Source organism: Streptomyces sp. B21-083 (genome assembly GCF_036898825.1).
GTDB lineage: Bacteria > Actinomycetota > Actinomycetes > Streptomycetales > Streptomycetaceae > Streptomyces.
The window spans coordinates 76,847-89,713 of sequence record NZ_JARUND010000001.1 but is presented as its reverse complement, the minus strand read 5'-3'; the positions used below and the strand labels follow the sequence as shown (position 1 = coordinate 89,713).

Here is a 12,867-nt window from a genome sequence, read left to right as displayed (position 1 = left end):
GATAACCTCGCTCGTCCACAGCCGGTACCTGAGCACTCTGCTGACGAACAGCAAATCCGACCCGTAGAGGTGTGAGGCGCAGTTGGCCCATATGGTCACCCGCAACGGGGACGCTTTCTTCGACCGGATCGACGACGAGACAACCGCTCCGAAGCTGTGCTCAAGCGGTTCGCCGCCGAGCCCCGCCGGATGGCACGAATCCCCGGGCGCCGACATGACAGCCGGGGTCCTTCATTCGAACCTGATCGGGCAAGCCTTCCGCCGGAGGCGCGGGCAAGCCCCCGGCGTTTCTGGGCGAGCCGAGTTGATGTCAGTGGCGGCTGGAAGGCTGGACCGTATGAACGGCGACGATGAGCAGTTGCTGCGCGGCCGGGTCTACGGCGCCGACCACGATGACCCCGACCGGGGACCGCGCCCGGGTCAGACGTACGTCGAACTGGTCGGCGGCCCGCTGGACGGGCTGCTGCTGGACATCACGGGTTGGACGCAGGACGAAATCGGCACAGGCGTCTCCCTCCAGACCGAGCTCGGCAGCTTCGGCCCTGGAGGGCGGGCGCTGTACGCCCCGCGCCCCGGTTACCCCGCCCGCTGGGACTGGGTCGGCGACAGCCCCTGACCGCCGGGCACCTGACGGGTGACAACCGCGATCTCGTTCACGAACCGAGGCCGCAGCCCAGGCCACCCCAGCGCGATGGAGGCCCGCCTGTTTTCGGCTGCCCCACGCCCAGGGCCACTCAGTCGGGTGAAGACACCATGCCGACGGAACTCCCTTTGGTAGGCCGGGCGTAGTGACGTACATGGACCCGATCAACAAGACACACGTAAGCCGGCCCGGCCTGATCGTCGTCGACATCGCGGCCGCAGACGACGCCACCGCGCTCGACTTCCAGCAGCTGCTCGCCGAACGCTGGGCGACGTCGATCGCGGAGAGGACAACACGGGACGTCGGACAGCCTGGTGTGCGACTGCGCTGCTACCTGGATCTACTCCAGCTGGTCGGCTCGGATGCGCTGGCCGAGGTGGTGCCACAAACCGGCGCAGAGGGGGCACGGTGACGACCGCGCGTCGGGCGGTACCTGCCACGGTTCCCGGCGGGCTGGCAGTTCCCCGTGGCCGTCCGTCGTACGGGTCAGGGGCGTTCGTGGATCGCGCGGCGGTTCGGTTTCTCACCCAGGGTCACACCCTGCTGCCCACGAGCGGTAGTTGTGGCCCCTTCTCGTGTGCGGCTTTAAGGGCGGCGTCGGTTCGGGCTCGTAGCTTGTCGACTACCTGGAGCATTACCAGGGCCGCCAGATCCGGTTCGGCCTGTCCATGGACAACGAGGCTGAGGGTGCAGTGGTGGAGGCAGATGAGGCTGAGGCTGGCGGGCGTGACCAGTCCGTCCACGCTGGGGCCGGCCATCAGCATGGCGCCTCGTCGGGTGTCCACCGTGTTCAGGGACACGCCGTGTGCACCGCCGTGGCTCTCCGCTGAGGCCCAGTCGAAGTACGGATGGAGATGGGCGATGCCAACCACGGCGGCCAGACCCTCGGTGGTCTTTCCTGGGGCGCCCGGCAGGTTGGCCGCCCATCCGAACTGCTGCCCGATGACCTTCCCGTACTGGGCCTTGGCAGTTTCGGAGGCATGCTCCGCCGCCTCAACCTCCTCCGGCGAGAACGGCTCCTGGCCCAGGTCTGGGGCATGCTCCTGATAGACCTTCATCGCCTTGAACTGGATGACGTCCGCGTGCGCGAGGTACCGGTCGACCAGGTCCTCGTGCCCAGGCTGGCGGCCGTACTCGCTGAGTGCCATCGACACGACGGCGAGCTCGTAGAGCACACGCGCTGACTTCAGCGCACCTTGGCCGTGCCCGACGGTCAGCAAGCAGTGCACCTCGTCAGCCACCCGGCACGCCCTGGCGTGGATGCTGGTCAACACATAGGTCAGGGCGTCGCACTCCGCCGGGTCGGCGGTCCGGCTGAGTTCGGCGCCGAGCTCGCGGGCTCGGTGGAGAGTCAGTTCGTAGAGGTCCAGACTGCGGCCCCAGTGTCGGCGAAGGCGGCTCTGGAACCCGTGCCGCCGACGGCTGATGCGGCCGAGCGTTCTCGGGGCGCGACGTATGGCGTCGGCCGCCAAGCGGGTGACCAGTTCCTGGAGCTGTTCTGAATCCTCGGGGTCCATGGCCCATATCTTCATCGTCAAGCTCTTGGCGGGTCTACCGGATTCCCCGGCCGAGCGCGGGGTCCAACAACTGTCCTGTCCCTGTTCCGCATTGTCTCGGCGGGGTCAGACCTGCTCGTCCTCGTCCGTCGTCCATGACCGGGTCGTGCAGGGACCGCAGCACACTGCCAGCCGGGTCGAAGCGCGGAGGTGTAGTGGGGGCAGGGCGACGTCTACTGACAGTGACCGGCGGGGCAGCTCGCCATCGCTCAGGCTCCGCGAAACGGTCTCCCAGAGGACCAGTCCGATTGCGGTTGCAAGACGGCGATATCGCGTCCCAACAGGACGACGAGGCTGCCATCGGGAGCCACCTCAACTCGTTGCAGATCTGGCAGTACGAAGTGCTGCACGAGCTTCCGTGTCCTGAGGTCCCATACACGAATATGACCCGGACCACTTTCTGATGTGGTGCCGGTAACGGCGATGGGCCGACCGCCGAGGACAGTGCACGCCACGGAGCCCACCCGGCCGTCAAATTCCTCGAGTTGGCAGATGCGGCGTCTGGAAGCCAGGTCCCACACCGACACAGTGCCGCTGAAGAATTCGCGGGCGCCGACGACGGCGATGGCGCGACCATCGAGGTAGGTGCATGCCACGGCGTGTACCCGGTGGCCTGAGCTTGTTCCGCTTTGACGGACACCATTGGTGTGGTGGTCAGGCTGCGGATGCGGTCTCGTATTCGGCGGGACTGCGGTAGCCGAGGCTGCTGTGCAGACGGTGCAAGTTGTACCAGCCCTCGATGAAATCGAAGATCGCGGTGTGGGCGGAGGCCCGGCTGGGCCAGGCGGTGGTGTCGAGCAACTCGCGTTTGATGGTGGCGAAGAACGACTCGGCGAGTGCGTTGTCCCAGCACTGCCCGGTGCGGCCGACCGACAGACGCACCCCCAACTGGTCTGCCAGCGCGGCAAGTTGCTGACTGGTGTATTGACAGCCGCGATCCGAGTGGAAGATCACCGGAGCGGTGGGGCGACGTTGCCGGCAGGCGTTCGTCAGGGCGTCGGCGACGAGATCGGTCCGCAGGTGATCAGCCGTTGCCCAGCCGACCACGCGGCGGGAAGCGATGTCGATGACGGTGGCCAGGTAGAGCCAGCCCTCCTGTGTGGCGATATAGGTGATGTCGGTGTGCCACGAACGCAGGAAGAGAGGTTCAGGAATGTAGGTCGGCACCTCTTTGAATGCGGTGCTGCGTGAAAGATGAAGGTAGGCCCTTCGGAGCCGCCCTGCGGGGGGAGGCTTCAAACCGCCACATGCTGCGTTGGCTGAAGGCCGTCGTGGTGAGCGATGTGGAAAAGGCGCCCAAGAGGCGTCAGGTGGGGACCAGGAAGGCGAGCGCAAGCGAATCGCTGATGACGTGTCGAAAACCTATTTAGATGGCATCGAAACTGGGGGTGTAGATATGGCTCCAGGACAAGTCTGGCGGACACCCGTCTACTGGCCAGACGGTGCCCGGCATGGAGGCGACGCGAGCCTGGTCTGCTGCTTTCACGTGGAACGTGGGAAGGCGAGTCCCGATAGTCCTGCCTCATGGGCAGGGAGAGGGAGTGTCCCGAAGCGGCGGAAACCGCGAGGGATCGAGTACCGGTGCGGGACTCGCCGGCGGACCGGCTCGTAGTAGTGATGAAGTCTCTGTAATGGAGATGGAGCGAAGGGGCCGGGTCATCCGTGGCTGTGTTCGTTCGATCAACCGGGTGTGTCCTGGGAGGAGTCGGGTGGGCGAGCTGAAGTCGCCAGGGAAGTCGTTTGAGATCTCGAAGTGGGAAGTTTGGGAGGCATGGGAGAAGGTCAGGGCAAATAAGGGGGCGCCGGGTGTAGATGGCTGCTCGATCGAGGACTTCGAGAAGGATCTGAAGGGCAATCTCTTCAAGATCTGGAACCGAATGTCCTCGGGCAGCTACTTTCCGCCCCCGGTGCGAGCGGTGGAGATTCCGAAGTCGCATGGCGGTGGTACCAGAATTCTCGGCGTTCCCACGGTCGCGGACAGAATTGCACAGACCGTAGTGGCCGCCCGCTTGGAGCGCGAGGTGGAACCGAAGTTCCATCCGGACTCCTATGGGTATCGGCCAGGGCGGTCGGCACTGGACGCGGTGGAAAAGTGCCGAGAACGCTGCTGGAAGAAGGACTGGGTCGTCGACCTCGACATCCGGAAGTTCTTCGACAGCGTCCGCTGGGACCTCATCGTCAAGGCTGTGGAAGCGCACACCGACGCCGTTTGGGTGAAGTTGTACGTCCGGCGATGGCTGGAGGCACCGCTTCAACTACCCGATGGCACCTTGCAGATGCGAGACCGGGGGACCCCGCAAGGGTCATCGGTTTCGCCCGTGTTGGCGAATCTGTTTCTGCACTACGCGTTCGACATGTGGCTGGCTCGGGAGTTCCCGAACGTCCCCTTCGAACGCTACGTGGATGACGCGGTCGTGCACTGCGTCAGCGAGCGCCAGGCCAGAAGACTGGTGGAGGCGATCGGGAACCGGATGGAAGAGGTCGGGTTGTGTCTGCATCCCGACAAGACCCGGATTGTCTACTGCAAGGACGCGAACCGGCGGGGCTCGTATGAGCACACGGCGTTCACGTTCCTGGGGTTCACGTTCCGCGCTCGCGCGGCGCGCAGCAAGCATGGGGTGACATTTCCGTGCTTTCTGCCTGCGATCAGCAAGGACGCCCTGAAGAGGCTCAGTTCTGAATTGCGCGGGTGGCGGATCCACCGGCGCACGGGTCACACCTTCGCTCAACTCGCACGCATCATCAACCCGATCGTGCGAGGGTGGATGCAGTACTACGGAGCGTTCTATCACTCCGCGCTGAAACCCCTCCTGCGGCGCATCAATGCCTACCTGGTGCGCTGGATCCGCAGAAAGTACAAACGGCTGGCCGGGTTCAAGAAAGCCAAGGATTGTTTCCAGGGGATCACACGGCGATACCCGGGAATGTTCGCGCATTGGCGCCTGTGCCGTAATTTCTGGTGATCAGGGTGACAAGAGCCGTGTAACGGGAGACTGTTACGCACGGTTCTGTGGGAGCCGGAGGGTGAGATTCCCTCCGGCTACCCGACCCGCACCAGCGGGTATTCAGCCCGTCGGGGTCGGGCTGGAAGTCGCGGACGATGAGATCGGGCCGCAGAACAGCCCGCGGATCGGGGACCGTCGTCAGGTGCCGCCGTCTGCGATGCCTGCCCTGCAGGCCGGCTGCCCGCATCAGCCGGGCGACGCGGCGCCGCCCGCACCCGGCACCCGCCCGCTTGAGCACGGCGTGCACGCGCGGGGCACCGTAGGTTCCCCGCGATCGCGTGTGGACATCGGTGATCTGTGCCGCCAGTTCGGCGTCACGAGCAATGCTCAAGACCTGTGGATCGACCTCGGGAGGGATGCCTCGCACAACGCGGAGGGCGTACCTTCCCGAGTGATCGACTTCTGGTCATCGAGTAGGCCCGCGTTGGCGCGCGGGTCGGGAAGGCACGCCCGTGCTCAGCGTAGTCAACAACGACGGAACCACCGAGACCGGCTCCCTGATGGACAACATAGTCCGCGAGGGCGCCCGGCGGATGCTCGCCGCGGCCCTGGAGGCCGAAGTCAACCAGTACATAGCCGAGTTGGCTGACCAGCGCGACGAGACCGGCCGACGTCTGGTGGTCCGCAACGGCCACCACGCCGAGCGCACCGTGACCACGGCCGCCGGGCCGATCCCGGTCAAGGCACCGCGCGTGAACGACAAGCGCGTCGATGCCGAGACGGGCGAACGCAAGCGGTTCTCGTCGCAGATCCTGGCCCCCTGGTGCCGCAAGTCCCCGAAGATCAGCGAGGTCCTTCCCCTGCTCTACCTGCACGGACTGTCCTCCGGCGACTTCGTTCCCGCACTCGAGCAGTTCCTCGGCAGCTCGGCCGGGCTCTCGCCGGCCACCGTGACCCGTCTGACCAAGCAGTGGAGCGACGACCATGCTGCCTTCCAGGACCGGGACCTGTCGGAATCCGACTACGTGTACGTGTGGGCCGACGGCGTCCACCCCAAGGTCCGCCTCGGCCAGGCCCGCTCCTGCGTCCTGGTCCTCATGGGCGTGCGCACCGACGGCCGCAAGGAACTCATCGCGCTCGCTGAAGGATTGCGCGAGTCCACCGAGTCCTGGGCCGACCTGCTGCGTGATTGCCGACGGCGCGGCATGCGGGATCCCGAGCTCGTGGTCGGTGACGGCGCGATGGGCCTGTGGCGGGCTCTGGCGGAGGTGTTTCCGCAGGCCAGGCACCAAAGGTGCTGGGTTCACAAAACCCGCAACGTGGTCAACGCCCTGCCGAAGTCGGCCCAGCCCGGCGCTAAGAAGGCACTGCAGGAGATCTACAACGCCGAAGACCGCGACCACGCCCAGAAGGCCGTCAAGGAGTTCGAGCGCACCTACGGCGCGAAGTGGCCGAAAGCGGTGAAGAAGGTCAGCGACGAGACCGATGAACTCCTGGCGTTCTACGACTTCCCCGCCGAACACTGGGTGCACCTCAGGACGACGAACCCGATCGAATCCACCTTCAGCACCGTCAAGTTGAGGACCCGGGTCACCCGCGGCGCCGGCAGCCCCGCTGCCGCCCTGGCCATGGTGTTCAAGCTCGCCGAGTCCGCCCAGGCACGCTGGCGCGCGATCACCGCACCCCACCTCGTCGCCCTCGTCCGCAACGGCGCCACGTTCCAGAACGGCTACCTCGTCGAGCGCCCCGAGGTGAGCGCAGCATGACCGCGCACGGGAACCGTCCACTGCTCTTCTTGGACGTCGACGGGCCGCTCCTGCCGTTCGGCGATGGCCCGCAGCGCGAGCCGGCGGGCACCGCATCGGACACGCACCTGGCGCGGCTCGTCCCACAGGCCGGGCCGCGGCTCGCGGCGCTGCCGTGCGACCTGGTCTGGGCCACGACCTGGGAAGAGGAGGCGAATATCGAGCTGGCACCGCGGCTCGGCCTGCCCCAACTGCCGGTCGTGAACTGGCCGGAGCCCTCCGCCGCCCACGAACGAGAAGACCAGTGGTTCGGGCTCCACTGGAAGACCCGAACCCTCGTGGCATGGGCGGACGGACGCCCGTTCGCCTGGGTCGACGACGAGATCACCGACGCCGATCGGGACTGGGTGTCCACCCGCCACCCGGCACCAGCCCTCCTCCATCGCATTGCGTCGTCCCGCGGCCTCACCGACCAGGACTTCGCAGTCCTTGGTCAATGGCTACGGCTGGATTGAGGCTCTTCGCGGTGATCCACAGGATTTGACAATTGCTCCGGCGTCACGGGCCGCGCGTGGACCGGGCGTGCCGGTGCGGCGGGCATAGAAGGCGGTCCGGGAGACCTTCAGCAGTTCACACGCCCGTTTGACGCTGTGACCTGCACGCTTCTCCGCCTCGATGAACGGGTGGACCGTCACCGGGTCTCCTTCGCGAAGAAAGCCGTCGCACGCTTGAGGACCTCCACGTCCTCGCGCAGCCGGCGGTTCTCCCGCCGCAGGGACGCCAGTTCCTCGCGTTCACCGCTGGTCAGGCCGTCCCGCTCGCCCGCGTCGACCTCGGCCTGGCTGACCCACAGCCGCACCGCGGTCTCGGTCAGATCGAAGTCCTTGGCGATCTGACCGACCGAGCGGTCACCGCGTCGGCACAGCTCGACGATCTCGGCCTTGAACTCCGGCGTGAACGAACGGCGAGGGCGAGGCTTCTTCTTCCCCATGCTCTCCATGATGGACATCCTCCCGGGGTAGAACCCCTGATCTCGAATGTCCGTCAAAGCGGATCAAGCCCAGGCCCTCTTGGACGTAAGGTTCGCCGATCCTGCGTGCGGTCGTCAGGTCCCACATCGACAGTGCGGGGCCGCCGGTGACCACAGTGGCGCGACCGTCGAGCATCGTGCACGCCACGGTGTGCACCCGGCTACTCCAGTGACCTCCTGCAGGAGTATCAGATCTGCCGATGCGGTGTCCGGAGGCCAGATCCCACATCGACACCGTGCCATCGCCGCCGATGGCGGCAACCGGTCTGCCATCGACGGTGCTGCACGCCAAGGAGTGCACCGGCCCGTCTTGACTGATAGAGAGGCTGCTGATGCGCTGTCCGGAGGCAAGGTCCCAGATCGACACGGTCTCACCACCGGTGACGGCAACGGGCCGGTCGCCGAGCACAGTGCAGGAAACCGAGCGCGCACAGTCGCCCTCTAGGGCGGGGGATTGGCTGATGCGCTGTCCGGAGGCAAGGTCCCAGATCGACACGGTCTCACCACCGGTGACGGCAACGAGCTGGCCGTTGAGGGTGGTGCAAGCTACGGACGACATGAACGCGTTGTCTGAGACAGCACGCGGATCATCAGGCGACGCAAGGTCAGACAGGTCCCAGACGCGTACGGTTCCGATACTGCTACCCGTTACGGCGACAGGCCGGTCATCGAGGACGGTGCACTCAAGGGTGTCCGCCGGGCCGCCAGGGTGAATCAGAGGTCTGCCGATGCGGCGTCCAGTGGCCAGATCCCACACCGCCACCCTGGCGCCAGCGGCGACGACCACGGGACGGCCGTCGAGCACGGTGCAAGCCACGGAGCGCACCATGTCGTCGTAAGGGGCCAAGAATCTGCGGAGGTGGTGTCCCGTGGCCAGGTCCCAGACCTCCACCGTGCCATCTGCGGTAACAGCGACGGGCTGGCCGTCCAGCGTGGCGCAGGAAACGGAGGCCACCGGCCTATGGCCTGGGGCGAATGAGGTACCGACGCGACGCCCGGTGGCCAGGTCCCACACCGACACCGTTCCAGCGCTGCCGCCGTCGAAGCGGAGGCCGCTGATGACGGCAACCGCACCGCCGTCAAGGAGGCTGCAGGAAATGGAACGCACCGGGCTACGTCCTGGGGTGAACGGTTCACCGATGCGGCGTCCGGAAGCCAGATCCCACACCGTCACCGTGTCACCACCGATGACGGCCACAGGCCGACCGCTGAGGACCGTACACGCCATAGCAACAACCGGGCCCGGGCCGTGGACGAACGGTTTGCAGATCAGGCGTCCAGAAGCCAGATCTGACACGGTCACCGTGTTACCGCCGGCGATGACAGCGACTGGGCGATCGGCAAGAACGCTGCAGGCCAATGACCCCACCATCCGGTCGGTGAGCGGTTTGCTGATGCGGCGCCCGGCAGACAGATCCCACACGGATACGCCGTCACGTCCAGAAATGAGGCCGACGGGAAGGTCCTCAAGCACACTGCACGCTATGCCTACAACTCCGCGGTCGAGTCCGGTGATAGATGTCCGTAGTGCATGAGCGAAGTCATTGCCCGTGGCCCAGGCCGGAATCCACTCGGTGGCGTGGGCACAGCGGTTGAGCTGTGCGAGCAGTGTGGTGGCGCCGGCGCGGGCGGCGTTGAGGGCAAGGACACTGCGGCGGATGGACACCGAGGCGTCGGCGTGTAGATCGAAGGAATTGCGGTACACCGCTGCGGTCAGGCGTGCCTGCCTGCTCGATGCCCGCCGCAGGTGCGGAGTGAGGCTATGAGGGTCCGCATGGATGAGGTACTCGGCGTTGCTGAGGAGGTCGTCGATGCGGCCTGAGGCGGCGGTGTGGGTGGCGAGGTGGTGGAGGGTGTAGGGGTGGGCGCGGGACCAGTCGCGGGTGGCGTCGCCGCGGTAGGGGACGCGGTCGGTGAGGGTGTCGACGAACGCGGCGTGCACGGGGGTGGGGTCGGTGTCTTCGCGGAGGTGTTCGGTGAGGGCCTGGTGGTAGAGGCGGTAGGCGGAGCGGCCGTTCTCGGTGGCCTCCACGACGTAGGAGCCGGCGTTGCGGCGCAGCCAGAGCAGGTCGTCGTCGGTGTAGGGGCGGCCGGAGACGGCGGAGGCGAGGGGCGCCCAGATGTCTTCCCAGGGCAGGCCCTGGCCCTCGGCGTAGGCGAGGGGGCGCAGCAGGTCGGTGACGCGCTGGGCGTCGGGTCCGAGGCGTTGGTTGAGGTCGTCGTGCATGGCCTGCCCGGCGTGGCGCGGCAGGCTGTCGCGCCAGTGTGGGTCGAACGGGTCGGTGACGGCGGTGTCGGCGGAGGCGAGAGTGTAGGCGGCGAAGCGGGCGACGAGGAAGGACATGCCGGCCGCGGCCGCGACGGCTTCGGCAACGGGCCGCAGCAGGGCGCGGTTTTCCTCTAGCCGGTAGGGGGCGGTGGGGCAGCTTTGGACCAGGTTGCGGATCGTGTAGGACAGCAGCGCCTCACGGTCGGCGTAGCGGTCGCTGTCGAGGTCGATCACCGGGCCACCTCGGTGCGCCGGCCGATTGCTGAGGCCGAGACAGTCGAGCAGGTGGGGGCGGGTGCCCAGGAGCAGGCGGATCCGCCCGCGCGAGTGCTCGATGAGCGGCCGCACGATCTGGGAGCACAAGGTGGCGGGGGTGGCTGCTTCGTCCAGAGCATCGATGAGCACCGTGAACGGCCGCCCGCGGTCCTGGTTACGGTGCTCCAGGGCTTCAAGGAATTCACCGACGGTCGTGCAGCGGAAGCCGGCGGCGGCGGCGAGGCCGGCCAGGACCTGGCTGTCGGTGAGGTTCTGGGCGTACATGATGACGTCGATCATGCCCTCGCCGGGAACCCAGTCCGGATCCAGACCGAGGGAGCCGAGGGGAACGGCGCGGCGGCGATCGGGCATCGTGAGCGCGCCGACGAGGCCGAGCACGGCCGTCTTGCCCGAGCCCGGACCGGCCATGACCACCCGCACGCAGCCGTCCGCGAGAACATCGGGCGGCACCGGCTCCTCCGGTGCGCTGTCGCCGGTCTGGTTGAGCCAGGTGGCGAGTTCCGCAAGCACTTGGTGGCGGCCGCAGAACCACCAGCCCAGCGCCGGATCCCCGTGATAGCCCATCGCGCGTACTAGCAAGCGGGTGGTGAACTCCGTCTCTCGCTGCAGGGCGTAAGCGTCGAATTCGGCGGCATCCTGCAGGGCGAGGTCGACATCGGTGAGGCGGATGTCATGCCGCGGGTTGGTGAGGAAGTCGGGCGGCTCACCGGTCAGCCCGAGCAGGGAGAGATTGATGTGCTGGTAGCCGGGCCGGTCGGGATGGTCGTTCATCTGCTGCACCACCGCCGATACCGACAGGTGGACCGGCGCATGGCCCGCGGCGGCCTGACTGCCCACGGCCTCCTTCAGCAACCGCGGGAACAAGCCCGCCTTCGCCTGCTGATGGGGCTGCGCGGAGGACACGACGACCAGCCCCGGACTGGGGGTGCCCGGCCCCCACTGCGCGCCAAGGCGCTCCAGCGCGGCGGCCGCGAGCTCGTTGCCACCCTGTCCGGAGTAGCAGGTATCCAGCATCAGCAGGAGCCGGCGGACCTTGGTACCGCGCAGCGCCCGTACGAGGTTCACGGTGGGCAGCGAGGTGTAGGAGACGTCGGACGGGTCGGTGTCGGCCATCAGCAGCACATGCTCATGACCGTCCTCGAGAACCTCGCCATGCCCGGAGAGGTAGAGGACGACTAGGTCGTCCTCGCGGCGCTCCTGCGAGGTACAGAACGCCCGCAACTGGTCGGTGAGCTGCAACCGCGTCGGGTCCAGGCCGAGCGCGGTGTAGTGGTCGTAGCCCAACTGCTGCGTGAACAGCTCGATGACCTGCTCCCGCGCCTCCACCAGTTCAGGGCGGTCCCAGTCAGCGCACTTGAGATAGCGGGCGACTGCGGTCGCGATCAGATACCGGCGCGGCCCTTCACTGCCCCGCGGGGCACCGTTGGGGCCACTCACGCCAGCCCGTCCCTGATCGCCTGCCCACACAGCCGGTCCGTCAGATACGCCGACGCATCGTGCGCCGTCGCACCGTTGTGCACCACCGCGCAGCGCACCCGTTCCCCAAAGACCGGGCGCAGATCCTTCACCAGCGCGACCACGTCGCCGCCGTCGGCCAGATTCGTCCACACCAGCCGCTCGCCGCCCGGCCACACCCCGCGCGGCCGGTCTCCGAGCGTGAGCGGTGGCGGCTGGAGACGGTGCAGGATCAAGTTCGCAATCCCCAGCGGGGACCCGATGGTAACCAGGGCCCGCACTTGGTGGCCGGGGCGCGCACACAGCGCCTCATAGGCCACCACCGAGCCCAGCGAGTGAGCGACCACGACCCTGGTGTCCTCGCCGATCTGATCAGTGACGCGGGCGAGCGCCTTGGCACGCAGGCCGGGGTCGGTGAGGTAGCGGCTGACCTGTTTCAGGTCGGACACCATCGCCCGCAGCGCGAGGCCGGCGAAGAACCGCGAGCCGGACAGCGCCCGCAGCGCGGCCTGCACCGAGCGCGGCGTGGCCACCAGGGTGTCCGCGTCCGGCGGGACCACGGCCGGATCACTGTCGGCGGCCGCCTGCCACCAGGCCAGCAGCAGCTCCTGCTCAAAACCCTCTTCGACATCCGCGGCCGTGTAGGGAGGATCCCCGACGGCCAGGAACTGCCCCTCGGGACGGAACACGTCACCATAGAACGCCACCGCCACCGCCACCTCCGTCTCCCGCAGGAGACCGGGAGCCTCGGCACGGGTGAGACCGTCGTTGAGGGCCGGTAACCACAGCCGGAGCAGTGACTGCTCCCCACGTGCCTGCTGACCGATCCCGTGCACTGCCACCACACGTGCCATGCCCCGTGCCCCCCGAACTTGCCCCCGAACGCCGTGCACAGAACTGTAGAGCGCGGCAGTTCGGTGAGCGCCCGAAACCCGGAAGCGGCCCTGC

General features: G+C 67.3%; 11 protein-coding genes. 5 read left to right on the top strand and 6 right to left on the bottom strand.

The genetic code is table 11. The features are described 5' to 3' along the window. The first annotated feature begins 337 nt into the window (after positions 1-337). Positions 338-616, top strand: coding sequence for a hypothetical protein (locus QA861_RS00475; protein ID WP_334586176.1), 279 nt, complete (start codon positions 338-340; stop codon positions 614-616). A gap of 181 nt (positions 617-797) precedes the next feature. Next, the gene (locus tag QA861_RS00470) at positions 798-1,055 is read left to right on the top strand and encodes a DUF6207 family protein (RefSeq protein WP_334590414.1); all 258 of its coding nucleotides are present in this window, start codon (positions 798-800) and stop codon (positions 1,053-1,055) included. Between the two features lie 121 nt (positions 1,056-1,176). On the opposite strand, the gene QA861_RS00465 is transcribed toward QA861_RS00470, so the two are convergent. Next, a complete protein-coding gene (locus QA861_RS00465; protein WP_334586175.1) occupies positions 1,177-2,175 on the bottom strand; it encodes a DUF5677 domain-containing protein in 999 nt (332 codons plus the stop codon). 678 nt (positions 2,176-2,853) lie between these two features. After that, a complete protein-coding gene (locus QA861_RS00460) occupies positions 2,854-3,438 on the bottom strand; it encodes an IS3 family transposase (protein WP_334586174.1) in 585 nt (194 codons plus the stop codon). 470 nt (positions 3,439-3,908) lie between these two features. Here QA861_RS00460 and ltrA point away from each other — a divergent pair, with 470 nt between their 5' ends. Then, the gene (ltrA, locus tag QA861_RS00455; protein ID WP_334586173.1) at positions 3,909-5,162 is read left to right on the top strand and encodes a group II intron reverse transcriptase/maturase; all 1,254 of its coding nucleotides are present in this window, start codon (positions 3,909-3,911) and stop codon (positions 5,160-5,162) included. On the opposite strand, the gene QA861_RS00450 is transcribed toward ltrA, so the two are convergent. Then, positions 5,104-5,571 carry an IS3 family transposase gene (locus QA861_RS00450; RefSeq protein WP_443041420.1) on the bottom strand — a complete coding sequence of 156 codons (468 nt, stop codon included), beginning with the start codon at positions 5,569-5,571 and terminating at the stop codon, positions 5,104-5,106. The genes ltrA and QA861_RS00450 overlap by 59 nt on opposite strands. An 85-nt stretch (positions 5,572-5,656) precedes the next feature. On the opposite strand from QA861_RS00450, the gene QA861_RS00445 reads away from it, so the two are divergent. Both QA861_RS00445 and QA861_RS00440 read left to right on the top strand, forming a co-directional pair. Next, positions 5,657-6,910: an IS256 family transposase gene (locus QA861_RS00445; protein WP_334586172.1), complete on the top strand. Its 1,254-nt coding sequence runs from the start codon at positions 5,657-5,659 to the stop codon at positions 6,908-6,910. After that, positions 6,907-7,404 carry an HAD domain-containing protein gene (locus QA861_RS00440; RefSeq protein WP_334586171.1) on the top strand — a complete coding sequence of 166 codons (498 nt, stop codon included), beginning with the start codon at positions 6,907-6,909 and terminating at the stop codon, positions 7,402-7,404. Before QA861_RS00445 ends, QA861_RS00440 begins: the two co-directional genes overlap by 4 nt. Positions 7,405-7,580: 176 nt before the next feature. Here the strand turns inward: QA861_RS00440 and QA861_RS00435 are convergent, their stop codons facing one another. The 3 genes from QA861_RS00435 to QA861_RS00425 are packed head-to-tail and all read right to left on the bottom strand — an operon-like array spanning position 7,581 to position 12,773. Beyond that, entirely contained in the window at positions 7,581-7,880 is a 300-nt protein-coding gene (locus QA861_RS00435) for a transposase (RefSeq protein WP_443041419.1), read from the bottom strand. Then, positions 7,798-11,901 carry a caspase family protein gene (locus QA861_RS00430; protein ID WP_334586170.1) on the bottom strand — a complete coding sequence of 1,368 codons (4,104 nt, stop codon included), beginning with the start codon at positions 11,899-11,901 and terminating at the stop codon, positions 7,798-7,800. The genes QA861_RS00435 and QA861_RS00430 overlap by 83 nt, the downstream gene beginning before the upstream one ends. After that, on the bottom strand, positions 11,898-12,773 hold the full coding sequence (locus QA861_RS00425; RefSeq protein WP_334586169.1) for a lipase family protein: 876 nt from the start codon (positions 12,771-12,773) through the stop codon (positions 11,898-11,900). The genes QA861_RS00430 and QA861_RS00425 overlap by 4 nt, the downstream gene beginning before the upstream one ends. Positions 12,774-12,867 lie beyond the last annotated feature (94 nt).

Coding starts and splice junctions, on each gene's coding strand:
- QA861_RS00475 (WP_334586176.1), top strand. CDS start 338: ATGAACGGCGACGATGAGCAGTTGCTGCGCGGCCGGGTCTACGGCGCC.
- QA861_RS00470 (WP_334590414.1), top strand. CDS start 798: ATGGACCCGATCAACAAGACACACGTAAGCCGGCCCGGCCTGATCGTC.
- QA861_RS00465 (WP_334586175.1), bottom strand. CDS start 2,175: ATGAAGATATGGGCCATGGACCCCGAGGATTCAGAACAGCTCCAGGAA.
- QA861_RS00440 (WP_334586171.1), top strand. CDS start 6,907: ATGACCGCGCACGGGAACCGTCCACTGCTCTTCTTGGACGTCGACGGG.
- QA861_RS00435 (WP_443041419.1), bottom strand. CDS start 7,880: ATGGGGAAGAAGAAGCCTCGCCCTCGCCGTTCGTTCACGCCGGAGTTC.
- QA861_RS00425 (WP_334586169.1), bottom strand. CDS start 12,773: ATGGCACGTGTGGTGGCAGTGCACGGGATCGGTCAGCAGGCACGTGGG.